Origin of the sequence: Reyranella sp., from assembly GCF_004296935.1 — a bacterium.
GTDB lineage: Bacteria > Pseudomonadota > Alphaproteobacteria > Reyranellales > Reyranellaceae > Reyranella.
The window spans coordinates 39787-62943 of the sequence record NZ_SCVH01000160.1; the positions used below are offsets into that span (position 1 = coordinate 39787).

General features: G+C 66.4%; 27 protein-coding genes. 12 read left to right on the plus strand and 15 right to left on the minus strand.

Annotated features, from left to right (window positions below; genetic code table 11):
• Nucleotides 1–171 precede the first annotated feature (171 nt).
• The 10 genes from EPO55_RS23295 to EPO55_RS23340 form a co-directional block, all read right to left on the minus strand.
• Entirely contained in the window at nt 172–543 is a 372-nt protein-coding gene (locus EPO55_RS23295; RefSeq protein WP_296339782.1) for a hypothetical protein, read from the minus strand.
• A 461-nt stretch (nt 544–1004) separates the two neighbouring features.
• Nucleotides 1005–1418: a cytochrome c gene (locus EPO55_RS23300; RefSeq protein ID WP_363719759.1), complete on the minus strand. Its 414-nt coding sequence runs from the start codon at nt 1416–1418 to the stop codon at nt 1005–1007.
• Nucleotides 1419–1482: 64 nt separating this feature from the next.
• On the minus strand, nt 1483–1755 hold the full coding sequence (locus tag EPO55_RS23305; RefSeq protein WP_296339784.1) for a hypothetical protein: 273 nt from the start codon (nt 1753–1755) through the stop codon (nt 1483–1485).
• Nucleotides 1756–1783: 28 nt separating this feature from the next.
• Nucleotides 1784–2074, minus strand: a complete 291-nt coding sequence (locus EPO55_RS23310) for a copper-binding protein (RefSeq protein ID WP_296339786.1) — start codon at nt 2072–2074, stop codon at nt 1784–1786.
• Nucleotides 2075–2102: 28 nt separating this feature from the next.
• Nucleotides 2103–2594 (minus strand): cupredoxin family protein, encoded by a 492-nt coding sequence (locus EPO55_RS23315; protein WP_296339787.1) that lies wholly within the window; start codon nt 2592–2594, stop codon nt 2103–2105.
• A gap of 19 nt (nt 2595–2613) precedes the next feature.
• Complete coding sequence (locus tag EPO55_RS23320; RefSeq protein WP_296339788.1) at nt 2614–4002, minus strand: copper oxidase; 1389 nt, start codon at nt 4000–4002, stop codon at nt 2614–2616.
• A gap of 15 nt (nt 4003–4017) precedes the next feature.
• The gene (locus tag EPO55_RS23325; RefSeq protein ID WP_296339789.1) at nt 4018–5454 is read right to left on the minus strand and encodes a TolC family protein; all 1437 of its coding nucleotides are present in this window, start codon (nt 5452–5454) and stop codon (nt 4018–4020) included.
• The gene (locus tag EPO55_RS23330; RefSeq protein ID WP_296339790.1) at nt 5451–5687 is read right to left on the minus strand and encodes a hypothetical protein; all 237 of its coding nucleotides are present in this window, start codon (nt 5685–5687) and stop codon (nt 5451–5453) included. Before EPO55_RS23330 ends, EPO55_RS23325 begins: the two co-directional genes overlap by 4 nt.
• 39 nt (nt 5688–5726) lie before the next feature.
• Complete coding sequence (locus EPO55_RS23335) at nt 5727–6077, minus strand: hypothetical protein (RefSeq protein WP_296339791.1); 351 nt, start codon at nt 6075–6077, stop codon at nt 5727–5729.
• Nucleotide 6078: 1 nt separating this feature from the next.
• The gene (locus tag EPO55_RS23340; RefSeq protein ID WP_296339792.1) at nt 6079–6354 is read right to left on the minus strand and encodes a metal-sensitive transcriptional regulator; all 276 of its coding nucleotides are present in this window, start codon (nt 6352–6354) and stop codon (nt 6079–6081) included.
• A gap of 39 nt (nt 6355–6393) precedes the next feature.
• On the opposite strand from EPO55_RS23340, the gene EPO55_RS23345 reads away from it, so the two are divergent.
• From EPO55_RS23345 to EPO55_RS23355, 3 genes are all read left to right on the plus strand, one after another.
• Entirely contained in the window at nt 6394–8742 is a 2349-nt protein-coding gene (locus EPO55_RS23345) for a heavy metal translocating P-type ATPase (RefSeq protein ID WP_296339793.1), read from the plus strand.
• Nucleotides 8743–8824: 82 nt separating this feature from the next.
• A complete protein-coding gene (locus tag EPO55_RS23350) occupies nt 8825–9172 on the plus strand; it encodes a hypothetical protein (RefSeq protein WP_296339795.1) in 348 nt (115 codons plus the stop codon).
• Between the two features lie 80 nt (nt 9173–9252).
• Nucleotides 9253–10158 carry a TerC family protein gene (locus EPO55_RS23355; protein WP_296339796.1) on the plus strand — a complete coding sequence of 302 codons (906 nt, stop codon included), beginning with the start codon at nt 9253–9255 and terminating at the stop codon, nt 10156–10158.
• A 55-nt stretch (nt 10159–10213) separates the two neighbouring features.
• Here EPO55_RS23355 and EPO55_RS23360 read toward each other — a convergent pair whose 3' ends face one another.
• Nucleotides 10214–11134, minus strand: a complete 921-nt coding sequence (locus EPO55_RS23360) for a phosphoribosylaminoimidazolesuccinocarboxamide synthase (RefSeq protein WP_296339797.1) — start codon at nt 11132–11134, stop codon at nt 10214–10216.
• Between the two features lie 5 nt (nt 11135–11139).
• Nucleotides 11140–11532 (minus strand): carboxymuconolactone decarboxylase family protein, encoded by a 393-nt coding sequence (locus tag EPO55_RS23365; protein ID WP_296339798.1) that lies wholly within the window; start codon nt 11530–11532, stop codon nt 11140–11142.
• A 91-nt stretch (nt 11533–11623) separates the two neighbouring features.
• Between EPO55_RS23365 and EPO55_RS23370 the strand changes: the two genes are divergently transcribed.
• A complete protein-coding gene (locus EPO55_RS23370; RefSeq protein WP_296339799.1) occupies nt 11624–13519 on the plus strand; it encodes a potassium transporter Kup in 1896 nt (631 codons plus the stop codon).
• A gap of 4 nt (nt 13520–13523) precedes the next feature.
• Here EPO55_RS23370 and EPO55_RS23375 read toward each other — a convergent pair whose 3' ends face one another.
• From EPO55_RS23375 to EPO55_RS23385, 3 genes are read right to left on the minus strand one after another with little or no spacing between them, the layout of a single operon-like run.
• On the minus strand, nt 13524–13874 hold the full coding sequence (locus EPO55_RS23375) for a VOC family protein (RefSeq protein ID WP_296339800.1): 351 nt from the start codon (nt 13872–13874) through the stop codon (nt 13524–13526).
• The gene (locus EPO55_RS23380; RefSeq protein ID WP_296339801.1) at nt 13874–14134 is read right to left on the minus strand and encodes a hypothetical protein; all 261 of its coding nucleotides are present in this window, start codon (nt 14132–14134) and stop codon (nt 13874–13876) included. The genes EPO55_RS23375 and EPO55_RS23380 overlap by 1 nt, the downstream gene beginning before the upstream one ends.
• The gene (locus EPO55_RS23385) at nt 14134–14631 is read right to left on the minus strand and encodes a hypothetical protein (protein ID WP_296339804.1); all 498 of its coding nucleotides are present in this window, start codon (nt 14629–14631) and stop codon (nt 14134–14136) included. Before EPO55_RS23385 ends, EPO55_RS23380 begins: the two co-directional genes overlap by 1 nt.
• Nucleotides 14632–14729: 98 nt before the next feature.
• Between EPO55_RS23385 and EPO55_RS23390 the strand changes: the two genes are divergently transcribed.
• The 8 genes from EPO55_RS23390 to EPO55_RS23425 all read left to right on the plus strand — a co-directional run bounded on the left by EPO55_RS23390 (nt 14730) and on the right by EPO55_RS23425 (nt 23151).
• The gene (locus tag EPO55_RS23390; RefSeq protein ID WP_296339806.1) at nt 14730–14912 is read left to right on the plus strand and encodes a hemin uptake protein HemP; all 183 of its coding nucleotides are present in this window, start codon (nt 14730–14732) and stop codon (nt 14910–14912) included.
• Between the two features lie 105 nt (nt 14913–15017).
• A complete protein-coding gene (locus EPO55_RS23395) occupies nt 15018–17273 on the plus strand; it encodes a TonB-dependent hemoglobin/transferrin/lactoferrin family receptor (protein WP_296339807.1) in 2256 nt (751 codons plus the stop codon).
• A 62-nt stretch (nt 17274–17335) separates the two neighbouring features.
• On the plus strand, nt 17336–18100 hold the full coding sequence (locus EPO55_RS23400; RefSeq protein WP_296339809.1) for an energy transducer TonB: 765 nt from the start codon (nt 17336–17338) through the stop codon (nt 18098–18100).
• Between the two features lie 25 nt (nt 18101–18125).
• Nucleotides 18126–19175 (plus strand): ChuX/HutX family heme-like substrate-binding protein, encoded by a 1050-nt coding sequence (locus tag EPO55_RS23405; RefSeq protein WP_296339810.1) that lies wholly within the window; start codon nt 18126–18128, stop codon nt 19173–19175.
• Nucleotides 19175–20038, plus strand: a complete 864-nt coding sequence (locus tag EPO55_RS23410) for an ABC transporter substrate-binding protein (RefSeq protein ID WP_296339811.1) — start codon at nt 19175–19177, stop codon at nt 20036–20038. Before EPO55_RS23405 ends, EPO55_RS23410 begins: the two co-directional genes overlap by 1 nt.
• Nucleotides 20035–21069, plus strand: coding sequence for an iron ABC transporter permease (locus EPO55_RS23415; RefSeq protein WP_296339812.1), 1035 nt, complete (start codon nt 20035–20037; stop codon nt 21067–21069). The genes EPO55_RS23410 and EPO55_RS23415 overlap by 4 nt, the downstream gene beginning before the upstream one ends.
• Nucleotides 21066–21866 carry a heme ABC transporter ATP-binding protein gene (locus EPO55_RS23420; protein WP_296339814.1) on the plus strand — a complete coding sequence of 267 codons (801 nt, stop codon included), beginning with the start codon at nt 21066–21068 and terminating at the stop codon, nt 21864–21866. The genes EPO55_RS23415 and EPO55_RS23420 overlap by 4 nt, the downstream gene beginning before the upstream one ends.
• A gap of 79 nt (nt 21867–21945) precedes the next feature.
• Nucleotides 21946–23151: a hypothetical protein gene (locus EPO55_RS23425; protein WP_296339815.1), complete on the plus strand. Its 1206-nt coding sequence runs from the start codon at nt 21946–21948 to the stop codon at nt 23149–23151.
• Nucleotides 23152–23157: the final 6 nt, after the last annotated feature.

Here is a 23157-nt window from a genome sequence, read left to right on the forward strand (position 1 = left end):
CTCGCCGGCACCAACATCCAGATGGATGTGAATGGTCGACATCTCTTCAAATAGCAGTGGGCGAAAAGGAACGTGGAAGATTTCGGAGGCGACGGCCCTTACCGATCGCTTCCGAAGCTTTTCATGGTGCCAAGCCGGCGCAACTCAGCTCGCTTCCACAAGGCCACTATCCTAGGTCTTGCTGGCCGGGGGATGCATGCCGCCATGAGGTCCGATCGTGCACTTCGACCCGGTCGCCGTCGCATCGTCGATGATGCCGTTCCGATCGACCGTGAAGTTGATCATGCAGTTCCTCGCCTGAAAGAGAACCTGCGATTTCGGCCCCGTCACCGCCTGGTTGGTGAACATATAGCCGATCGCCCGGCCACCATCGGCCGTCGGATAGCTGTGATGCGGGGTCCCCCAGGATTGAATGAGATGGGCTGCGCTGTGCCCATCCCAGTCGCGGACATTGAGATCCTTCACCGTGCCCGTCGAGGTCGACACGCACGCCGCTAGCGCGACGGTGGCGATTGGGAGCACTAGGAAATGATGAACTTTCATGACAGACACTCCGTTCTTACGTTTGAAAATCCGCTGCATCGAAGAATGCAACGACGCTTCGATAGATCGGCCCGACGCTACGGACCTCCTGCTTGCAATGCATACGCGACATCCACGCGCGACAACTTGAGATGAATCAAACGCCGCCTGGGACCACAACCCGCGGTGTATTCGAGGCTCATGTTGGCAAGGCACATTTCTTGCATGAGCGGGTCGGCCGCTGCCAAGGGCTTCGTCACCGCCACAACCTATGAGGGTAGTGGGCAGCGCCAATCTTCGTTACGGTGATGGCGCCGTCGATCCGGTCGAACTCGACCTTGTCGCCGACCTTGACCTTGTCGAACATCGCCGGATCGACCCGGCAAGTATCCGCCGTCCCGCCGATGAGGTCCCTCCCGGCGCTCCCCGCATACGGCCCGACCGCACGACATTCCCGACTGCGGCCCGAGACGGCATGCTCGCTACGGCTTTCGGCGCCGAGAGTCGACGTCGATACGTTCCTGCTTCGCCCTGATTTCGGGCGGCCATGTGCTCTTGATGAAGGCCAGGGTCGCCAAGATCTCCTGATCGGTCAGACGCTGCCCAAAGGCCAGCATGTCCGTCTGGTATCCTGCAGGATATGCCGCCGGACCATCCTTGGTGATGCGGAAGAGGACTTCGTCGGGATGGTGCCATGTATGCCCCGACACATCATGCGGCGGCGCCGGCATCCGGCCGTTCGGTAGCCGCCTCTGCCAGTTGGGCTGTCCTTCCAGAGATGCGCCGTGGCAGCTCGCGCAGGTTTCCGCATAGAGACGCCGGCCGGTCTCGATCTGCGGCGCCGGCGCCGGGCCCCAGGCGAGAAAAGCCGCCCCGGCGGCAACGACGACCAGCACGACCGACAGGCCCAGATGGACTGATCTTCTCGACACCGAGGACGATGATGATGCCCTTGGCATTCTACTGCTCATCGTTCTCGCGAGGCGAGGTTTGGAGCCGACACTCCGACCCGATACAGATCACGTGCAGCACCCGGGCGGGCCGTTTGCAGGTCACCGCATAGACGATCAGCGCCGCAGACAGCTGCGTTGGAACGATGCGTTCGGGCACACACGCGTTCCGGTCGAGAACCAACAACAGTTCCCGATCGTTGGCGTGAGCCCTGCTTGCCATCGACGAGGCGGCGGCAAGCAGGGCTCCAATTGCGATCGACATCAAGAAGGACTTCGCCATAGAGCACGTCTCCGTGCCTTGCCGCCCGTCAGTGCGCCTTGCCGATCTTGGTTACGGTGATGGCACCATTGACGCGATCGGCCTCGAACTCGATCTTTTCGCCGGCCTTGACCTTGTCGAGCATCGCCGGATCGGCAACGCGGAACACCATGGTCATGGAATCCATGTCGAGCTTCTTGATCGGCCCGTGCTTGAGCGTGATCTTGCCGGCGGACTTGTCGATCTTGACCACTTCGCCCTTGACCATGTCGCCGTCGGCCCAAGCGGTGCCGACCGTGAAGAACACCGCGAGCGCGATGGAAAGCAAAGTCCTGAACATGCGAATCTCCTTTATGGCTTGATGCGAACTACTCGACGACGATGGTTCCGAACATGCCGGACTGGCGATGGCCGGGGATGAGGCATGAGAAGTCGAACGTACCGGCCTTGGTGAACTGCCAGACGATCTCGGCGGTCTTCTTGGGCTTCACCCGGCGGGCGTTTGGATCGTCGTGCTCCATGTCGGGGTTCTTCTCCATCTCCTTCATGTGCTTGAGATTGTCCTCGAGCGTCGCCACCACGAACTCGTGGTCGACCTCACCGTTGTTGCGAAGCTGAAAGCGCACCTGCTCGCCTTTGCGGATCTTGAGGGTGTCGGGAATGAACAGCATCTTGCCGTCGGACTCGCGCATCACGATCTGGACGATGCGCGCCGGTTTCTTGGGATCGCCCGGCTTGCCGTAGGCCGTCTCCGCCGGATGATCGTGTCCTTCGCCCGGCTTGTGGCCCGGAGCGGCAAGGGCACCGGCCGAGAGCAGGCCGACGGCGAGAACAGTTGCGAGCGCGCGTTGCAATATCATTGGATGCTCCTGTCTAAGGTTACTTGTGACCACTATGTGAGCTTGGCTTGACGACTTTCAGCGCTTCGCCGGGCTTGACGGCCGGCGTAGGCGTGGACGCCCGTGTCGCGGCAGGGGGCGGGCCGGTCCATTGATAGGCGACGGTGCCCGGCGGGTGCTTGTACCAACCGGGATCCTTGTAGTCGCCCGCCGCCAGGCCTTCGCGCACCTTCACGACCGTGAACATGCCGCCCATCTCGACCGGCCCGAACTGGGCGAAGCCGGTCATCATCGGCAGCGTGTTGTCGGGCAGCGGCATTTCCATCTCGCCCATGTCGGCCATGCCGGCCGAGCCCATCGCCATGTAGTCGGGCACCATGCGGCGCATCTGCCTGGAAAATTCACGTTTGTTGACGCCGATGAAGGTTCGGATGTCGTGGCCCATCGCGTTCATCGTGTGGTGCGACTTGTGGCAATGCAGCGCCCAGTCGCCCAGCTCGTCGGCCGTGAATTCGTAGGCGCGCATGGCACCGACCGGGATGTCTATCGTGACCTCGGGCCAGCGCGCTTCCGGACGTACCCAGCCGCCGTCAGTGCAAGTCACCTCGAAATCGTAGCCGTGCATGTGGATCGGATGGTTGGTCATGGTGAGATTGCCGACCCGTACCCGCACGCGGTCGCCCTTGGCCACGACCAGCGGATCGATCCCCGGGAACACCCGGGTATTGAAGGTCCACATGTTGAAGTTCAGCATCTCCGCGACCTTGGGCACGTAATTGCCCGGATCGATGTCGTACGCGGAGAGCAGAAAGACGAAATCGCGGTCGACCCGGTGCAGCTTGGGGTCACGCGGATGAACCACGAAGAACCCCATCATGCCCATCGCCATCTGCACCATTTCGTCGGCGTGCGGGTGGTACATGAAGGTCCCGCTCTTGCGGAGCTGGAACTCGTAGACGAAGGTCTGGCCCGGCTTGATGTGCGGCTGGGTGAGGCCGCCGACCCCGTCCATGCCGCAGGGCAGGAGCTGGCCGTGCCAGTGGACCGTGGTGTGCTCGGGCAGGCGATTGGTGACGAAGATCCGTACCTTGTCGCCTTCCACAGCCTCGATGGTGGGGCCCGGGCTCTGGCCGTTGTAGCCCCACAGGCGCGCGATCATGCCCGGCGCCATTTCGCGCTCGACCGGTTCGGCCACGAGATGGAACTCCTTCCAGTCGCCATTCTGCCGCCACGGCAGGGTCCAGCCGTTGAGCGTCACCACCGGCTGATAATCCGGTCCGCTCGTGGGATAGAGCGGCGGCTGCATGGTGTTGGTCGTGGTCGTCGGCGCCTCGGGAATCGATTGTGCCTGCACGCGACCGCTGACGGCGGCGGCGCTTAGAAGAGCGAGGCCGGAAGCCCCGACGAGGTCGCGTCTGGAGAGACTCATGATGATCTCCTTGGGCTAGAATCCGAGAGGAATGGTTTCGGGCGGGGGCGTCGTGTTGATGACCCCCGACGGCGGGACGGTGCCGCCGACGATGAGGGCCGCCTGGAGATCGGCGATCGCCAGATGGTGATCGCGCAGGGCATCCAGCGCGGCGACGTTGGCCGAAATGCGCTCGCGCTCCTCGACCAGGAGTTCGAAGACGTCGACCAGCATGCCGTTGTAGCGCAGCAGCACTTCCGCCGAGATCTGGCGGCGCAGCGGCAGGATGCGCGTCTGATAGTACCGTGCGATGTCGTAGGTCGCGCGATAGGTCGTGTATGCCACGCGGGCTTCGGAGCGCGCATTCACGGAACGCTCGGTCAGTCGATTGACCGCCCTCATGTAGATCTCGCGAGCGGTCGTGACTCTCGCTTCGCCCGTGTCGAAGATCGGAATCACGATGCCCAACTCGAACCCGTAGCGGTTCTTCGACGTCTGCTCGCCGGCATCGTTGGTCTCGACCTCGTTCCTGTAGCCCAGGGCCAGTTCGAGGAAGGACAGGTAGCGCGTCGCGTCCACGAACCCGACCGACTTGGCCAGGGTGACGATCTCGTAGCGCAGGATGATGAGATCGACGCGCCGACGCATGGCCTCGACCTCGACATCTGCCAGCGCATCGGGTGCGGCAGGCAGCGCGGGAAGCCGCGCCGGCAGCCTGTAGCCAAGGTCGGTGCCCCACAGGCCCAGTATCCGGTTGAGCGCTTCACGGGTCCCGGCGACGCTCAGCCGGGCCTGAGCGACCTGGGCGCTCAGATCGGCGTAGAAGACGGAGACGCGGGCCTGATCGAGCTTGTTGGCGGCGCCGGTCTCGCCAAGTTGCTTCATCAGGCGGGCAGAAGCATCGGCCGTCTGTCGCGACTGTTCCAGCAACGCCAGCCGCTGCTGTGCCGCTATGGCGCGCACGTAGGCACGACGCACGTCCACGGTGAGGCTGAGCGTCGTCGCGACGGCCCGATAGCGTGCTTCCTCGAACTCGCGCTTGGCGATTTCCGTCCGTCTCGGCAGGGTGGCGAAGGCGAGCAGGTTGCCGACGAGCTGGAAGCCCAATTCCACGAAGCCACCCGTGCCGAAGGTGCGTCCCACGGTGAGCGCGGGATTGGGGGGCAGACTCGTCTGGACGTATTCCGCTTCGGAGATCCCGAGGTCATTGTACGCGGCCTGCAATCCGCGATTGTTGAGCAGGGCGATCTGTACGGCCGCGTCTTCATTGAGCGGTTCGGACAGCAAAGCTTGTACTCGCTCGCGCGCCCGTCGCGTTTCCTCGGCCGAGGAAAGTTTCACGGCATCCTTGCCGATTTCCTGGCGGACGCCATCCGTCACCGGCGCCATGCCGCCGTCGCCGGTGAACTTGGCGCATCCCGCCATCAGTAGACCGAGCAGGGCGGCGACAACGATCCTTGATGGCGCCTTCATGGCGACCGTCCGGCGCCGGGCGCCACGCTGTCGTTCAACTCACGCCAAGGCTTGAGCCCGACGGGCGTAAACGCGGCGGTGCCGGCCAGTACCGGCTTGTAGGGTGTGGCAGCTGCGGGCGCCTGAGGATCGGCTGGATCGGGTGACGTGGCCTGGGGCAACGGCGCCGGACTGCATCCGGCAACCGCTGAGGCCAGCGCCACGACGCCCATGACGGCGCGTCGAAACGACATGATGACTCTCCGTGTCTGAAGGGAACCGTGGACGACGGTTCAGACTCGGGGAGGCGGTGGATCCTGGGTGAAGGTGAGGCCGGTAAGGCTGCGCACGGGGGCGGACAGCCAGGCGTGAAGCGGCGCCGGCGCGACGCCCGCCGATGCCGGGGGCAACACGGCCACCGTGCAAGACATCATCGGACAGCATTGCCCGGCGGCATGCTTGGCCGTGCCCTGCGCCGGGCAATCTTGCGGCGGCGGTGCGTGATCGGGGCACTCGACCGAGGCCACCTGCGCCCCGTGTGTCATGGACGGCGTCATCGCATGGCTCGCCGCCGCGGCCCCGAAGGAGGGGACGACGAAGGCCGCCAGGGCGATCAGCCAGACCAGGGTGCGGATGCGTGTCATGTCAGCGGCGCCGACTATCCAATACTTCGAGCAGTTCGTCGATCTTCGTCTGGCGGTCGTTTTCGGAGCCGGCATGGAAAGCGTGCGCCACGCAGTGCTGCAGGTGGTCGCTCAGCGTCTCCTGCTCGACCCTGTCGAGGGCGGCGCGCACCGCGCGGATCTGCGTCAGCACGTCGATGCAGTAGCGATCTTCCTCGATCATGCGCGCCACGCCGCGCACCTGGCCTTCTATGCGGCTCAGGCGCGCAAGCTGGGATTTCTTGAGTTTCTCGTCCATGTCTTGAACTATACCCCCGTAGGGTATATATGGCAAGTCATGAAACACGACCATCAGCACGACGCCGACTGCCACCACGATCACGCGCCCCCAGACGAGCGCGCCACCGACCCGGTGTGCGGCATGAAGGTGAAGATCGCCGGCGCCAAGAACACGACCGTGCACAAGGGCCAGACCTATTATTTCTGCAACCCCAAGTGCCTGCAGAAGTTCACGGCCGAGCCGCTGCGCTACCTGAAGCCGGCCGAAGCGGCCCCGGGGCCGGCCGTTCCAGCGGGCACGATCTACACCTGCCCAATGCATCCCGAGATTCGCCAGGTCGGGCCGGGAAGCTGCCCGATCTGCGGCATGGCGCTGGAGCCGCTCGAGGTCTCGCTCGACAACGGACCCAACGAGGAACTGGCCGACATGACGCGGCGCCTGTGGATCGGCCTCGTGCTCAGCCTGCCGGTCGTGGCGCTGGAAATGGGCGGCCACCTGACCAACCTGCACATGCTGCTCGGGGAGAAGACGTCGAACTGGTTGCAGTTCATCCTGGCGACGCCGGTGGTGCTGTGGGGCGGTTGGCCGTTCTTCGTGCGCGGCTGGCAATCGCTGCTGACGCGCAACCTCAACATGTTCACCCTGATCGCCATGGGCACGGGTGTCGCCTGGCTCTACAGCGTCATTGCGGTCATGCTGCCCGGGATCTTCCCGCAGGCGTTCCGCGGCCCCGACGGATCGGTCGCGGTCTATTTCGAGGCGGCGGCGGTCATCACCGTCCTCGTCCTGCTCGGCCAGGTCCTGGAATTGCGCGCCCGCGAACAGACCTCGGGCGCCATCAAGGCGCTGCTCGACCTGGCGCCCAAGACCGCCCGCCGGCTGAAAGACGACGGCACCGACGAAGAGGTCTCCCTCGAAGCCATCGCGGTCGGTGATCGTCTGCGGGTCCGGCCCGGCGAGAAGGTCCCGGTCGACGGCGAGCTGATCGATGGCCGCTCGTCGCTCGACGAATCGATGGTCACCGGCGAATCCATGCCGGTCACCAAGGAGCGCGGCGCCAAGGTGATCGCCGGCACGCTGAACGCCACCGGCGGCTTCGTCATGCGGGCCGAGAAGGTCGGGCGCGACACCATGCTCGCGCGCATCGTCCAGATGGTGGCCGAGGCGCAGCGTAGCCGGGCGCCCATCCAGCGGCTGGCCGACCAGGTCGCAGGCTGGTTCGTTCCCGTCGTGATCGCGGTGGCCCTTGTCGCCTTCGCGGCCTGGGCGGTGTTCGGCCCCGAGCCGCGGCTGGCGTTCGGGCTCGTGGCGGCAGTGACCGTCCTCATCATCGCCTGCCCCTGCGCGCTCGGCCTCGCGACACCCATGTCGATCATGATGGGTGTCGGCCGTGGGGCGCAGGCGGGCGTGCTGATCAAGAATGCCGAGGCCCTGGAGCGGATGGAGCGGGTCGACACACTTGTTGTCGACAAGACGGGGACGCTCACCGAAGGCAAGCCGAAGGTCGTGGCGATCGTTCCGGCGGCAGGCTTCGAGGAGAACGACGTGCTGCGCCTGGCCGCCAGCACTGAGAAGGCGAGCGAGCATCCGCTGGCGCTGGCGATCGTCGCCGCCGCCCAGGAACGCAAGCTCGCCCTCTCGGAGGTATCGGCCTTCGACTCGCCCACCGGCAAGGGCGTGCTGGGCACGGTCGACGGCCGCAGGCTGGCGCTGGGCAACGCCCGGTTCCTGGGCGAAACCGGCGTCGACACGGCGGCGCTAGAAGAAGCGGCGGAGCGTCTGCGCCAGGACGGCGCGACGGCCATCTTCCTCGGCATCGACGGCAAGGCCGCGGCGGTGTTCGCCATCGCCGATCCGGTGAAGGCCACCACGGCGGCGGCGCTCCAGGCGCTGGCGCAAGACAGGATCCGGGTCGTGATGCTGACCGGCGACAACCGCACGACCGCCGAGGCCGTGGCGCGGCGGCTCGGCATTGCCGAGGTCGAGGCCGAGGTCCTGCCCGAGGAGAAGAGCGCCGTGGTCGAGAGACTGCGCCGCGAGGGACGGGTCGTGGCCATGGCGGGCGACGGCGTGAACGACGCCCCCGCCCTTGCGGCGGCCGAGGTCGGCATCGCCATGGGCACCGGCACGGATGTCGCCATCGAGAGCGCCGGCATCACCCTGCTCAAGGGCGACTTGATGGGCATCGTGAAGGCCAAGCGGCTCTCCGAGGCGACCATGAGCAATATCCGCCAGAACCTGTTCTTCGCCTTCGTCTACAACGCCGCTGGCGTTCCCATCGCCGCGGGCATCCTCTACCCGACGTTCGGCATCCTGCTGTCACCGATCATCGCGGCGGCGGCCATGGCGTTGAGCTCGGTCAGCGTGATCGCCAATGCACTCCGGCTGCGGCGCCTTGAGCTCTAGGGGGCGACCCTGCGACATTTCGGAACGTCCGTGTCGCTTTACCCTTGATCCGCCCCCGGCCGGGGTGAAAATTGATCGAGTCATGCTGCTGATCCATCGCTCGCCCCGCGCCGCCAACGCCGTCCGGACCGTCTCTCCCGGCGGCGAGCTGTTCGTCGCGGCGGTGGTGATCTGCATGATCCTGGCCGCGTTCGGTGACGCCGTCGATCCGGCGTGGATCGGCGAGGCAGGACTGGAAGTCGCCTTGTTCGACCTCGGCGGCGAATTCTCCGTGCTGGCGATGCGGCACTGGCATCTCCTGCAGCTCCTGCTGGCAGGCGCGGCCCTGGCGGCCGGCATCACCGTGCTGCGCATCGGCAGCACCGTCTTCTACAGGGCCCTGCGCCCCGCCCCGCCGGGGGGCGTCGAGAAGGTTCCCATAAAGCTCTGACGACAGACTGAAACTGCCACCGGCTCCCTGCTTCATGCCCGGGGCCGGCGGCTCACGTTCATTTTTCGTTGGAGATCGTCGTGGAACTCGAATTCTTTTCAGCCGCATTTCTGTCGGCGCTGTTCGCCATCATCCTGATCGACCTGGTGCTGGCGGGCGACAATGCGCTCATCATCGGCCTGGTCGCCCGCAACCTGCCCAAGAACACCCAGAACAAGGTCATCTTCTGGGGCACCTTCGGCGCCATCGCCATCCGCGCCGCGATGGCCATCCTGGTCGTCTATATCCTGGCCGTTCCCGGCTTCATGCTGGGCGGCGGCCTCGCCCTGGTCTGGATCGCGCGCAAGCTGCTCACGCCCGAGCCCGACGCCGCGGCCAACCATCTCGCCAAGGCGCCGGCGGCGACCTTCGCCGGCGCGGTCCGCACCATCGTGATCGCCGACGCCGTCATGGGTGTCGACAACGTGCTGGCGATCGGCGGCGCGGCCCACGGCAGCATCCTGCTGATCGTGCTCGGCCTCGCCATCAGCGTGCCGATCATCGTCTGGGGCAGCCAGCTCGTCATCAAGCTGGTCGACCGCTATCCCTCGGTCATCCTGCTGGGCGGCGCGGTGCTGGCCTGGACGGCCTACTCGATGATCGTGCGCGAACCGCTGCTGGTGGCCTGGTTCGAGGCTCATCCGGCAACCAAGCTGGTGGTGGCGATCCTGATCTTCTCGATCTCGCTCGGCCCCTGGTACAGCGAGCGGCTGGCGGAGCACATGAAGCCGCTGGTCGTCCTGCTGCCGGCGCTGCTGGTCTGGATGCTGGCCTTCGAGGTCGCGGCCAGCGTCTGGAAGGTGCAGGTCGACTACCTGCTTGCCAAGGACGAAGGCGAGTACATGCTCGAGGGCCTGCGCTGGCTGGGCTGGCTGCCGCTGGCCGCGCTCTTCCTGTGGGTGCGCGAGCAACTGGCGGCCCGTACCCGCCGCGCGGCGCGCAGCTGAGACGACCGTCAACGAGCCCGGCGCCGTCTCACCACCGCGCCGGGTACCCCTTCCTCTACTCGGGAATGACGAGGTCGGCGCCGGTCAGCCGGCGATAGGCCTCGAGGTAGCGTTTGCTGGTGGCCTCGACGATCTCCGGCGGCAGCTTGGGCGGTGGTGCCTCGCCGTTCCATCGCCCGGCATGGCGCTCGACGTCGAGCCAGTCGCGCAGCGGCTGCTTGTCGAAGCTGGGCTGCGGGCGGCCTTCGGCATAGCCGTCGGCCGGCCAGAAACGCGAGCTGTCCGGGGTCATCACCTCGTCGATCAGTAGGATCTCGCCCGACTTGGTACGGCCGAACTCGAATTTGGTGTCGGCGATGATGATGCCCTGCCGGAGCGCGATGTCGCGGCCCCTGGTGTAGACGAGGCGCGTCAGCCGCTCGAGTTCAGCCGTCGCCTCGGCGCCCAGCGCCTTCTTCATCTCTGCGATGGTGATGTTCTCGTCATGGCCGCTCTCGGCCTTGGTCGCCGGGCTGAAGATCGGCGGGTCGAGCCGGCCGCTCTCCTTGAGGCCTGCCGGCAAGGCCTCGCCGGCCAGCGTGCCGGTCTTGGCATACTCCCGCCACGCCGAGCCGGTGATATAGCCACGCACGACGCACTCGATCGGGAACACCGTGCCGCGCCGGCACAGCATCGCCCGCCCCGCGATTTCCGCGCGATGCGGCTTGAGCGCCGGCACGGCGGCCCCAATCTCGCCGGCATCGGCCGAGATCATGTGGTGCTTCACCACGTCGCCCAGCTGGCGGAACCACCAGGCGCTCACCTGGGTCAGCACCGCGCCCTTCTTGGGGATGGGCTCGGCCATCACCACGTCGTAGGCACTGACGCGATCGGTCGCCACCAGCAGCAGCCGGTCGGCATCGACCGCATAGACATCGCGCACCTTGCCCCGGGCGATCCGCTCCAGGGGCAGATCGCTGGTCGTCATCGCCACCATGTCGGTCAGCCTTCCTTGCGCATCTCTTCGAATACTTCCTTGGCCACCAGCAACCCCTCACGCACCGAGGGCAGGCCGATATAGCCGCTAAGGTGCAGCAGCGCCTCGCTGAGTTCGTCCTCGGTCCAGCCCTGGTTGCGCGCCATGCGGAGATGAATGGCGAGCTCCGGCCAGCGTGCCTGCGACGTGTCGGAGATGCAGCAGATCAGCGCCCGCGTCTTCATGTCGAGGCCAGGCCGCGTCCACAGCATGCCGAACACGGCTTCGCGGGAGTAGTCGCCGAACTTCTTCATGATCGGGTCGTCGTAGACCGTCTTGTTCATCTTGTCGGCGTAGGCAGCGCCCATCAGCTTGGCTCGGATCTCGGTGCCCTTCTTGTAGTTCTCACTCTCGGCCATTTTCTTCCTCCGTCGACATTTCCGGCTGCAGCCTCGGGGAAATCACGCGTAGGATCAATCGCCTGTACGGGGGGAGTGGACGAATACCAGCATGACGGCCATCGGCTCGCCGACGGAACCTGCCGGCCGGAAGCGCACGGCGGCGCTGACGCTGGCGGCGCTCGGCGTCGTCTTCGGCGATATTGGAACCAGCCCGCTCTACACCGTCAGCACGTGCTTCAGCGACTATACCGGCATCAAGCCGACCACCGACAATGTGCTGGGCATACTGTCGCTGATCACCTGGGCCCTGATCATCGTCGTCACCCTGAAATACGTCCTCGTGGTGATGCGCGCCGACAACCACGGCGAAGGCGGCGTGCTGGCATTGATGGCGTTGGTCCTGCAGGAGACGGGGCTCTCCGAGCGCCGGCGGCGGATCTATATGATGCTCGGGATCGCCGGCGCCGCCCTCTTCTACGGCGACTGCCTGCTGACGCCGGCGATCTCGGTATTGAGCGCAGTCGAGGGCCTCAACGTCGCCACGCCCGACTTCGCACCGCTGGTGGTGCCGATCTCGATCGGCCTGATCGTGGGCCTGTTCGCCCTGCAGCACTTCGGGACCACCGGCGTCGGCCGCTGGTTCGGGCCGATCATGCTGCTGTGGTTCATCGCCCTGTTCGCGCTTGGCGCTCAGCACGTCATTAATCACCCCCAGGTGCTGGCGGCCCTCTCGCCCCTGCACGCGATCGAGTTCGCCCTTCGCCACAAGGTCGCGGCCTTCGTGGCGCTGGGCGCGGTTACGCTCGCCTTCACCGGTGCCGAGGCGCTCTACGCCGACATGGGGCATTTCGGCCGCACGCCCATCCGCCTGGCCTGGCTCGGACTCGTGCTGCCGTCGCTGCTGGTAAACTACTACGGACAGGGCGCGCTGCTGCTGGTCGATCCGACGTCGCTCGAGAATCCCTTCTTCCGCCTGGCGCCGCGCTGGGCGCTCTATCCGCTGGTCGCCCTCGCCACGGCGGCGACGGTGATCGCCTCGCAGGCCACCATTTCCGGTGCCTTTTCCATGGCCCAGCAGGCAGCCCTGCTGGGCCTCAGCCCGCGGCTGCGCATCCAGCACACATCGGCCAGCGAGTTCGGCCAGATCTACGTGCCGGCCGTCAATGGGCTGCAGATGGTCGGCGTGGTGGCGCTGGTCCTCGCCTTCAATACGTCTTCGAGCATTGCCGCTGCCTACGGCATCGCCGTCACCGGCACGATGCTGGTGACCAGTGTGTTGATGCTGGGCCTCGCCGTGCGCGGATGGAAATGGGGTTGGCCGGCCGCGATCCTGGTTTTCGGATTCTTCATCGCCATCGACGCGACGATGGTCTCGTCCAACATGCTGAAGTTCTTCCATGGCGGTTGGGTGCCGCTCCTGATCGCCGCGGTGATCTTCATGGCGATGTGGACGTGGCTGAAGGGCCGCCTCGCCGTCGCGGTCCGCGAAAAGGAGAGGGCCGTGCCGCTCGACGCCCTGCTGAGCGGCTTCGACTCCAGCGGTTGGCATCGCGCACGGGGCACGGCGGTCTATCTCACGGCCTTCTCGGACAATGCGTCGAACTGCATGAGACGAAACCTCATCCACAACGAGGCGCTGCACGAGAATGTCGTCCTGCTCACCGTCCATATTGCGGATGAGCCCTTCGTGGCACCGCAAACGCGCCGCGAAGTCGCCGATCTCGGCAACGGCATCCATCGCGTTCTGCTGCGCTACGGATTCATGGAAAAGCCCGACGTGTCGCACGACATAGCCGGGCTTACCGACAGCGGAATTCCCGTCGACCCGGAGCACACGACCTATTTCATCGGCCGCAACAGCATTGTCGGCGGCGACCGGCCCATGTTGCCGCGCTGGCAGCAGAGGCTTTTCCTGATGCTCGCCCGCTTCGCCATAAGCCCCGGCGACTTCTTCGGCCTGCCGGCCAATCGCGTCGTCGAACTGGGCGGCCGGATCGAGATCTAGTTGGTTACCACTCGCCGCAGCCGAACTTCAGCAGGTTGCCGTGCGGGTCGTGGATGTAGAATTCCTTCATGTTCCACGGCCTCACCTCGAAGGGCGACAGGTGCGGCACGCGGCGCTGCTGGAATTCCTCGAAAAGCGCCGGGACCTGGCCACCGCGTATGTAGCATGACGTATTTTCCGGGAACCGCCGGTCGTCGGTCTTCCAGAAATGGAGTTCCATCTCGTCGCGTTTGACGATGAGATAGTTGTCGTCGGCATAGTCGTTGGAAAAGCCGAGATGCCAGACGTAGAAATCCCGCGTCTCGGAAATGTCGAGCGACGCCAGGACCGGGATGCTGCGGGCGTGGTCTTCCATCACGCGTCGAAGCCGGTGAGCGAGATGGGTTGGGCCATCGGCGGCTGAAGTCCGCGCGCCAGCAGGTCACCCAGCCGGGCGAAGATGCGGCCGGCCTCGGCGCAGCCGACGTCCTGCGCGACCGCTTCGGCGGCGATGTTGAGCAGCGCATTGCCGGCGAGATCGCGGCAATCGTCGGGCAGGCTCTCGACCGCGTCGGCGATCAGCCGCATGGCGTGCTGCAGTTCCGCGAGACGATCGGGTTCAGGCGCGGTCATCATCAGTTCAGCCGCGCGCCGGCGGCGCCCGGTAGCGGCGAGAGCCGCAGGCCCGCATTGAAGAGAGCGACGGCGAAGGCCTTCAACCGGATGGCGGCGACACGCGACGCCGTTGGCGCCATCATCACGTCGAGCGAGGCGAGCAGCGGTCCGTCGTAGTGGCCTTGCGCCAACCCGCACAAGGCGACCAGGGTCGCCTCGTCGCAACTGACCTTCGAGCAGGTCGGCAAGTGAATTTCCATGGCTCGCCGGGCGCCGAACAGAAAGGCATCCATGGCGATGGCGAAATCGGGCAGCGCATCAAGAAGGCCCGCCATCTGGAAGCCGCGGTGGAGCGTCGAGCCTTCTTCCGGCAGCGCCCGATCGTGCTGCCACTGACGCAGCGCCCACAGCACGAAGCGTTCGCTGATCGGCAGGCCGCAGGCGCAACCCAGCCGGCCGCAGCCCGGCCTGGCAGATGCTTGGAGAGGCCTAAGTCCCTGTTCTGACGAGCTTTCCATGACCTCTCCGACGGTTGGCCAAGCGTTGACAGCGGCGGTCATATTATGCAATTGAGAGTCAGTCGCAACTCAAATATTCTAGAGGAGGTGAGAAGCGCATGAACCAGCCATCGCGGGCAGCACGGATCAACGAAGCCGATGCCAACCGGCCGGATCCGGCGGCGCCCGTGGTCGACAGCATCACGCTGATGAGCGGCCGGCGTGAACTGATCATCCGGCATGGCGCCGAGAGCTACCGCCTCCGGGTCACCGCTTCCAACAAACTGATCCTGACCAAGTAACCGAACCCCGAGAGGCCATCCCCTCTCGGCTAAACTGCCCAGCCAGCCGGTCCGCACGGATCACTGCCAGCCAGGCGTCCTTTTTTGTCTTTGGGGGACCTGGCTATGAAAACGCGTTCAATTCTCTATGCCTTGCTGGCGACAACGGCGATCGGATACACGATCCCGGCGCCGACGTCGGCACAGACACCGCCCGCCGCGGTACCGGATCCGGCCGCGCCGGCGCAGGCCCCACCCGCGGCCACGCCCATTCCCACCCAGCTCGACGCCGTGACGACGGCGGCGACGCGCAGCAAGCGTCCGCTGGACGACGTAGCGGCCACCGTCTCGGTGACCACCACCGAAGACATCGACCGTGAGAACATGCAGGACGTCCGCGACCTCGTGCGCAACGAGCCCGGCGTCACCGTCGGCAACAACCCTAACCGCGCCGGCTTCCAGAACTTCGTGATCCGCGGCATCGGCGGCAACCGCGTCCTAGTCATCGTCGACGGCATGCGCGTGCCCGACTTCCCTGACAGCAACACCGGCGCCGGCACCTACACCCGTGAACAGCCCGACCTCGAGGACATCAAGCGGGTCGAGATCATCCGCGGCCCCGCCTCGGCGCTCTATGGCTCGGACGCGATCGGTGGTGTCGTGGCCTACACGACCAAGGATCCGGGCGACTACTTCAAGGGCAACGACAATAACCTCTACGGCAGCGTCAAGAGCGCCTACAGCAGCGCCAACCAGATGTTCGCCGAAAGCTTCACCGGCGCGCTGCGCTCCGGCAACGTCGAGTTCCTCGGCATCTACACCCGCCGCGACGGCCAGCAGTTCACGCCGGCGCAATCCTCGCTCGGCCCCAATCCGACGACCTGGTCCAACAACGATTTCCTGGCCAAGCTGGTCATCAAGCCGACCGACGTCGACACGGTCCGCATCACCGGCGGCTACACCCAGGGCCAACAGAGCACGCAGATGCTGTCGGGCGTCGGGCGGTTCCCGGCCCTGGTCACGCGCGTCTACGACGAATGGGGGCAGGACTACACCAACACCTACCGGATCAGCGGCCAATGGGTGCACGAGGCGCCGATCGGCTTCATCGATCGTGTCGATTTCCTGGCCTACTACAACTCGGTCAACACCCAGGCCGATACCTACCAGCTGCGCGGCGCGACCAACGGCATCATCCCGACCAACGCGCGGGCGTCGTCGTTTCTCTTCAACCAGGCCGTAACCGGCGCTGAACTGCAGATGAACACCGACGCAAAGATCTTCGATCTGCGCAACTTCATGACCTACGGCCTGAGCTTCTTCCACACATCGACGACCCGGCCGCGCAACCGCGCGCAGATCACGCTGGCGACCGGCGTGACGACCCAGGTGGTGGGCGGCGAGACCTACCCCAACAAGAACTTCCCCGACACCGAGACCATCCAGGCCGGCGCCTACATCCAGGACGAAATCACCGCCCTCGACGGCCGTCTCGTCGTCACGCCGGCGGTACGGGTCGACTACTACAGCCTCAATCCCAATCCCGACAAATATTTCTGGAACTCGACCGGTGCCACTCTGAACATCGTGCCGGCCGCGAGCACCTACGTGTCGGCGTCGCCGAAGCTCGGCGTCGTCTATCACTACACCGACACCTACTCGAGCTACTTCCAGTACGCGACCGGCTTCCGCGCGCCGCCCTATGACAACGCCAACTTCGGCTTCACCAACACCGCGTCGTTCTACCAGATCCTGCCCAACGCCAACCTGAAGCCCGAGACCGCCAACAGCTTCGAAGTCGGCTTTCGCGGCAAGTACGCCACCGGATCGAGCTGGCAGCTCACCGGCTTCTACAATCTCTACAACAACTTCATCGAGACGGTCACGGTCGGCCAGGTCGGGCCGATCACCCAGTTCCAGTACGTCAACCTGACGAACGTCACGATCTGGGGCGTCGAAGCGCGCGGCGAATACCGCTTCGCGCCCAATTGGGCAGTGCTGGGCTGGACGGCCTTTGCCCAGGGCACGGATACCAGGACCGGCCTGCCGGTGGATTCCGTCAGCCCGTGGGCGTCGCAGGGGCGCATCCGCTACGGCAGTGACACGGGCCTCAATGCGCAGGTCATCGGCACGATGGTCGCCCAGCACAACATGGTGAGCAACCCGAACTACTTCCAGACGCCGGCCTACTTCAACATCGACGCCACCGTCGGATACACCTGGGGCAACCACGTCAAGTTCAACGCCGGCGCCTTCAACATCACCAACGCCAAGTACTGGAACTCGGCGGACGTGATCGGACTCAACACGACGAACCCGCAGCTCGACCTCTACGCCCAGCCGGCCCGCTACTTCGGCGTCAACCTGACGGCGAGATGGTAGTCCCGGCAGCCCTCTCAGCCGGACGACTGCCGGCGCCATCGGCACGCGCAACCCGCGTGCCGATGGCGTTGTCGTTCGCGCTGCACGGGCTTGCCGTTCTTCCGCTTTTCCTGATCGCCGGAACCCTGGGCAGTACGGTGTCAGAGGAGCCGGCGCTCTTCCTCGAATTCTCCGTCGCCGCACCGACGGTGGGGGCCACCGCCGAACCCGACGGCGCATTGGCCGATGAGACACCGTCGCCACCGGAGCCACCAGCTCCCACGCTCGAGGCCGCGATACAACCACCCGAGCCGCCGCTTCCCCTCGAGAAGATCCCGGAGCCCGACGTCGTCCCGGAGATCAAGGTCGATCTTCCGCCCCCCGAGGAACCGCCGCCCTTGAAGGTGACGGATCTGAAGCCGGACGAACCGCCGAAGCCCACGCCGCCCAAGCCGGCGCCACCCCGACCGGCCACGAAGCGCGCCAATGTCGCGCAGGCCGCGACGACACCCGATGCGGGCAATGCGGCAGTCACCCAGCAGGCGACCACGGCGCCGGGCGAATCGATCGTATGGGAAGGCCACCCACGCTATCGCATTCCGCCCAAGCCCGCCGTCTATCCACCCCGCGCCATAGAGCTCGGCCAGCAGGGCGAGGTCGTGGTGCGTGTCCGTCTCGAGCCCGACGGCACGGCCGCCGAAATCCGGCTGTGGCGCAGCAGCGGCTTTGGCCTGCTCGACCGCGCGGCGCTCACCGCCGTGCACGGCTGGCACTTCCACCCGGCCGTGCGCGGTGGCCGTCCCGTCGCCGCATGGGTCGAAATTCCCGTTCGTTTCCACCTGCGTTGAACTTGAATTGAAGAAGGAGACTCTCATGCTTTCGACCTCGAATGGCGACCTTGCCGCCCGCTGGACCCGGCTGCGCGGTGAGCAGCCGGCGCTGCGCATCCGCGATGCCGCCACGACGCTGGGTGTCGGTGAAGCCGAGCTGGTCGCGCTGGGCGTCGGGCGGACGGCAACGCCGCTGGCCTCGGACTGGCGCGCGCTGCTCAACGACATGCCGTCGGTCGGTCGGGTGATGTGCCTGACACGCAACGAGCATTGCGTGCACGAGCGCCACGGGCGCTTCGACGACGTCCAGGTATCGGGCCCGCACGGCGTCGTCCTCGGACCCGATATCGATCTGCGGCTGTTTCTGTCCAACTGGCGCTACGGCTTCGCGGTCCGCGAGCCGCTGAAGAACGGCGAGCGGCTCAGCCTGCAGTTCTTCGACGCTTCGGGCGAGGCCGTGCACAAGATCTACGCCACCGACGAGACCGACCGGAAGGCCTTCGACGCCCTGGTCGCGCGCTACCGTGCCGAAACGCCGACCGTGCTGGAGATCGCTCCACGCGCGCCCGATGCCCCGGACCGTGCCGACGCAGAGATCGACGTCGAGGGCCTGCGCAACGCCTGGCGGGCGATGAAGGACACTCACGAGTTCTTCGGCATGCTGGGCAAGTTCAAGGTCGGCCGCGTACAGGCCCTGCGCGTGGTCGGCGAGGAGCTCGCTCGCGATCTGCCGGCGCGGGCGCTGCGCTCGGCGATCGAAGCCGCCGGCGCCGATGGAACGCCGATCATGATCTTCGTCGGCAACCGGGGCTGCATCCAGATCCATACCGGACCGGTCAAGCGGCTGGTCGAGACGCACGGTTGGTTCAATGTGCTCGACCCGACCTTCAACCTGCATCTGCGCGACAGCGGCGTGGTGCGCGTCTTCTCCGTGCGCAAGCCGACCGTGGACGGCATCGTCACCTCGATCGAGGCCTTCGACGACCGCGACCGCAACGTTCTGCTGATGTTCGGCGAGCGCAAACCCGGCAAGCCCGAACTCGAGCAATGGCGCGCGCTGGTGACACGTATCGAGAAGCAGGCGGCGTCGTAATGAAGCGCCGTCATGCCTTCACGCTTGGCCTGGGGGCCGCTGCCGTCGCCTCCTTGACAGCGCGCGCACAGACGCCGCCGCGTATCGTATCGGTCGGCAGCGCCCTCACCGAGATCGTCTATGCCCTGGGCGCCGAGGGGCTGCTGGTGGGTATCGATACCACCAGCCTGTACCCGGCGGCCGCGCGGGCGCTGCCGCAGGTGGGCTACATGCGCGCTCTGTCGGCCGAGGGCGTCTTGTCGCTGAAGCCGACATTGGTGATCGCAACCACCGCCGCGGGGCCCGCGACGACGCTCGACCAGTTGCGCGCGACCGGCGTCGAGGTCCTCGTCCTGCCCGACCACTACGACTACGACAGCGTGATCGCCAAGATCGCGGCCGTCGGGCGCCTGACGGACAAGACGGCGGAAGCCGACGCGATGATCGCCCGCGGACGCGCCGACATGGCGGAACTCACAAAGAAACTTGCGACGGCGACCAACAAGCCGCGTGTGCTGTTCCTGTTGTCGATGGGCGGCGGCGCGCCTCAGGCCGCCGGCCGCGACACGGCGGCGGACGGCATCATCCGCCTCGCCGGCGGCACGAATGCGATCGACGGCTACGCTGGCTATCGGCCGCTGACGCCGGAGGCGGTCCTCGCGTCCCGCGCCGACTTCGTGTTGGTGACGCGCCAGACCGTGCAGGCGATGGGCGGCATCGAGGCGATCCTCGATCAGCCGGCATTGCATCGCACGCCGGCGGGCCGGGCTGGCAAGGTGCTGCAGTTCGACGCGCTGCTGCTGCTGGGCTTCGGCCCGCGCACGCCGCAGGCAGCGCAGGACCTGGCATCGGCGCTCCATCCCGAACTCGCCCGCGCGCCATGATGGTGCAGGCGTCGCAGCGTACCATTCCGCTCTTTGCGCTCGCCGCGGCCGCAAGCGTGGTGAGCGCGCTCTGCATCGGTGCCTTTCCGGTCGGGTTCGATCAGCTCCTGGCGGCCATCGGGCTGTCGAGCGCGCCGCTCGACGACACGACGGCCGCGGTGCTCTATGCCATTCGCGCGCCACGCGTGGTCGCAGCCTTCGCCGTCGGTGCAGCGCTCGCCGCCGGTGGTGCCGCGATGCAGAGCCTGTTCCGTAACCCGTTGGCCGACCCCGGACTGCTCGGCGTCTCGAGCGGCGCGGCCCTGGCCGCCGTGTCGGTGATCGTGCTGGGCGAGAAAGTGTTCCACATCGTACCGCCCGGCTTGCGGCCGTGGGGCTTGCCCGTCGCCGCCTTCCTCGGCGGCCTCGTCGCCACTATCGTCGTCTACCGGATCGCGGCGCACGAAGGCGTTACCCTGGTGGGCACGCTCCTGCTGGCCGGGATCGCCATCAATGCCCTCGCCTCGGCCGGCATCGGCATGCTGGTCTTCGTCGCCGACGAGCAGCAGTTGCGCACGCTGATCTTCTGGACGATGGGCGGCTTCGGCGCCGTGACATGGACGGCGATTGCGCCCGCCCTGCTGGTACTGGTCATCAGCATCCCGACACTGCTGCCATCTGCGCACCTGCTCGATGCCCTGGCCTTGGGCGAACGCGAAGCCGGCCACATCGGCGTCGACGTCGAGCGGCTGAAACGCCGCCTCGTGGCGCAGGTCGCCCTCGCAGTGGGCGCCGGGGTCGCGATCTCGGGCATCGTGGGTTTCGTCGGCCTCATCGCGCCGCACATCGTGCGTCTGCTGCTGGGGCCCGGACACCGCACCCTGTTGCCTGCCGCGGCGCTGTTCGGCGGCGCCTTCCTGGTCTTGGCCGACGCACTGGCTCGTACCATGGTCGCGCCCGCCGAACTGCCGATCGGCATTCTGACTGCCTTGGTCGGCGGACCCTTCTTCCTCTGGTTGCTCGCCGGCCGCGCTGCCCGGGGCAACCTGTGAGCGCGCTGCAGGCCATTGGGGTCGAGGTCAGGGCCCGCGACAAGGTCCTCATCCGTGACATCTCCCTCGAGGTGAGGCCGGGCGAGTTCCTCGCCGTCATCGGCCCCAACGGCGCCGGCAAGAGCACGCTCCTGAGCGCCCTGGCAGGCGACCGGCAGCTCGCGGCCGGCCAGGTCCTGCTCGCCGACCGACCAATCACGCACTGGAAGAAGGCCGATCTTGCGCATCGCCGCGCCGTGTTGCCCCAGCATTCGACGGTTGCCTTCGACTTCACCGGCCTGCAGATCGCCTCGCTCGGCCTGCTGGCCCATCGCGGCCGCCTTTCGGACCGGCAGATCGGCGCGCTTGCGGCGCAGGCGCTGGCTGAAACCGAGGCGCTGGCCTTCGCCGACCGGCCCTATGCCGTTCTGTCGGGTGGCGAACGCCAGCGTGTGCAGCTCGCCCGCGTCCTGGCGCAGTGCGACGCCGACCCGGGCCGCCTGCCTTTCCTGCTGCTCGACGAGCCGATCGCCGGCCTCGACCTCGCCCACCAGCATGCCGCCCTGGCCAGCGCCCGGCGCAGGGTCGACCGCGGCTTGGGCGTGCTGGCCGTCCTCCACGACCTCAATATGGCGGCGCGCTACGCCGACCGGGTCGCCATCGTGGAGAATGGCCGGCTGACGGCCCTGGGGCCGGCCCGGCCGATCCTCGATCCGGAGCGCCTGTCGGCCGTTTTCGCGACACCCATTGTGCGATTGGAGGCGGCCGGGGCCGTGGCGTTCCTCAGCCCGGGCGGAAACATCTTGCCTCGGACATAAACCCGCCGGATTCGACGCCTGTTATACTGCCGTAGACAACAATCAGCGGCATCGAATGGGCGAACGCCCCACTCTGATCTTGACCACGCGCCTGGGCGTCCGGCCGCTTGGCGTGCGCGGCGATCCGCTGCATGCCGTGGCCGGCCAGTTGCTGTCCGTGATCCGCCGCCGCCTGGGCGATGGCCCCGCCAACACGCTGGCCGATCCGCAGTTGCGCGAGTCGGATGACGGCATCGATTGGTATGCCGCGCGCTCGGGTGAGATCCGTCGCCTTGCCGAACTGGACGAAGGCGAACGCGCCGAAGCGTTGCGCACGGTCGAGACTCATCTCGCAGCCATCCGTACACTCGGCGCGCAACTCCAGACACCCGACTTGAGCGAAGAGGCACATCTGATCGGCCGCTCGCTCGAGCTCGCCACGACGCGCCCTTCCGACGATTTCATTTACTTGGTCGATGGCCAGCCGGTCATCGTCGCGTGGGGCTATGAAGCCGACGCCGCCCAGGGCCTCCAAACCTTTGCCTCGCCGCCCGCGCCCATGGCAGCACGACCGATCGCCACAATGGCGAGCGTGCCCATGGTCGCCCTGCCGGCACGCCTCGGCTGGTCGCGTTGGCTGAGTGCGTTGCTGTTCGGCCTTCTTCTCCTGTTGCTCCTGTTGATCACGTCCTGGTTGTTGCGCGCCTGCAGCCCGGTCGATCCGACGCTGAATGTCGCGACCATCGAAACACCGGCGCCGCCCGCACCCGAGGCCCCGCCCGATCCGACGCCGCTTCTGAAGGCCTCGCTCGACGAGGCGCAGGGCGACGACAAGCGACTCAAGGCCGAACTCGCCGCCCTTCAGGTCGATCTCAAGAAGAAGGTCGATCTGTGCAAGCCGGTCGAACCGCCCAAGCCGCCGCCACCGCCGCAGGTCGCCGCCAAGCCCGCCCCGACTCCCGCCCCACCGCCGCCCGCGGCACCGCCGACCAGCCGGCCGCCGCCGGGCCAATTGCCCTGCAACTGGGCGGGCGATTCCGGCGGCGAAGGGATCACGCGCAACAAGCATTATCTCGGTGACAAGCCCGGCTTTGTCGCCATCAACTACAATCTGTACGTCCGGCCTGACGATATTAAGGTCATCTATCGCGGCCAGGTGCTGAACGGCACCGGCGGCCCGCGCAGCGGCCGCGGCGGCTTCGGCTTCGATTGGAAACCGGTCGCCGGGGATTATTCGGTCGATGTCGTCGTAACAGGACAGATGCTGGGTACGCGCTGGAACTACGCCATGGCGTGCCCGCGTTGAGGAACA

Coding starts and splice junctions, on each gene's coding strand:
- EPO55_RS23360 (WP_296339797.1), bottom strand. CDS start 11,134: ATGGTGGCGATGACGACCAGCGATCTGCCCCTGGAGCGGATCGCCCGG.
- EPO55_RS23375 (WP_296339800.1), bottom strand. CDS start 13,874: ATGGAAGACCACGCCCGCAGCATCCCGGTCCTGGCGTCGCTCGACATT.
- EPO55_RS23400 (WP_296339809.1), top strand. CDS start 17,336: ATGGCGTTGTCGTTCGCGCTGCACGGGCTTGCCGTTCTTCCGCTTTTC.
- EPO55_RS23415 (WP_296339812.1), top strand. CDS start 20,035: ATGATGGTGCAGGCGTCGCAGCGTACCATTCCGCTCTTTGCGCTCGCC.
- EPO55_RS23315 (WP_296339787.1), bottom strand. CDS start 2,594: ATGATATTGCAACGCGCGCTCGCAACTGTTCTCGCCGTCGGCCTGCTC.
- EPO55_RS23410 (WP_296339811.1), top strand. CDS start 19,175: ATGAAGCGCCGTCATGCCTTCACGCTTGGCCTGGGGGCCGCTGCCGTC.
- EPO55_RS23365 (WP_296339798.1), bottom strand. CDS start 11,532: ATGGCCGAGAGTGAGAACTACAAGAAGGGCACCGAGATCCGAGCCAAG.
- EPO55_RS23405 (WP_296339810.1), top strand. CDS start 18,126: ATGCTTTCGACCTCGAATGGCGACCTTGCCGCCCGCTGGACCCGGCTG.
- EPO55_RS23340 (WP_296339792.1), bottom strand. CDS start 6,354: ATGGACGAGAAACTCAAGAAATCCCAGCTTGCGCGCCTGAGCCGCATA.
- EPO55_RS23380 (WP_296339801.1), bottom strand. CDS start 14,134: ATGATGACCGCGCCTGAACCCGATCGTCTCGCGGAACTGCAGCACGCC.
- EPO55_RS23330 (WP_296339790.1), bottom strand. CDS start 5,687: ATGTCGTTTCGACGCGCCGTCATGGGCGTCGTGGCGCTGGCCTCAGCG.
- EPO55_RS23345 (WP_296339793.1), top strand. CDS start 6,394: ATGAAACACGACCATCAGCACGACGCCGACTGCCACCACGATCACGCG.
- EPO55_RS23350 (WP_296339795.1), top strand. CDS start 8,825: ATGCTGCTGATCCATCGCTCGCCCCGCGCCGCCAACGCCGTCCGGACC.
- EPO55_RS23310 (WP_296339786.1), bottom strand. CDS start 2,074: ATGTTCAGGACTTTGCTTTCCATCGCGCTCGCGGTGTTCTTCACGGTC.
- EPO55_RS23385 (WP_296339804.1), bottom strand. CDS start 14,631: ATGGAAAGCTCGTCAGAACAGGGACTTAGGCCTCTCCAAGCATCTGCC.
- EPO55_RS23305 (WP_296339784.1), bottom strand. CDS start 1,755: ATGGCGAAGTCCTTCTTGATGTCGATCGCAATTGGAGCCCTGCTTGCC.
- EPO55_RS23395 (WP_296339807.1), top strand. CDS start 15,018: ATGAAAACGCGTTCAATTCTCTATGCCTTGCTGGCGACAACGGCGATC.
- EPO55_RS23335 (WP_296339791.1), bottom strand. CDS start 6,077: ATGACACGCATCCGCACCCTGGTCTGGCTGATCGCCCTGGCGGCCTTC.
- EPO55_RS23295 (WP_296339782.1), bottom strand. CDS start 543: ATGAAAGTTCATCATTTCCTAGTGCTCCCAATCGCCACCGTCGCGCTA.
- EPO55_RS23325 (WP_296339789.1), bottom strand. CDS start 5,454: ATGAAGGCGCCATCAAGGATCGTTGTCGCCGCCCTGCTCGGTCTACTG.
- EPO55_RS23320 (WP_296339788.1), bottom strand. CDS start 4,002: ATGAGTCTCTCCAGACGCGACCTCGTCGGGGCTTCCGGCCTCGCTCTT.
- EPO55_RS23370 (WP_296339799.1), top strand. CDS start 11,624: ATGACGGCCATCGGCTCGCCGACGGAACCTGCCGGCCGGAAGCGCACG.
- EPO55_RS23390 (WP_296339806.1), top strand. CDS start 14,730: ATGAACCAGCCATCGCGGGCAGCACGGATCAACGAAGCCGATGCCAAC.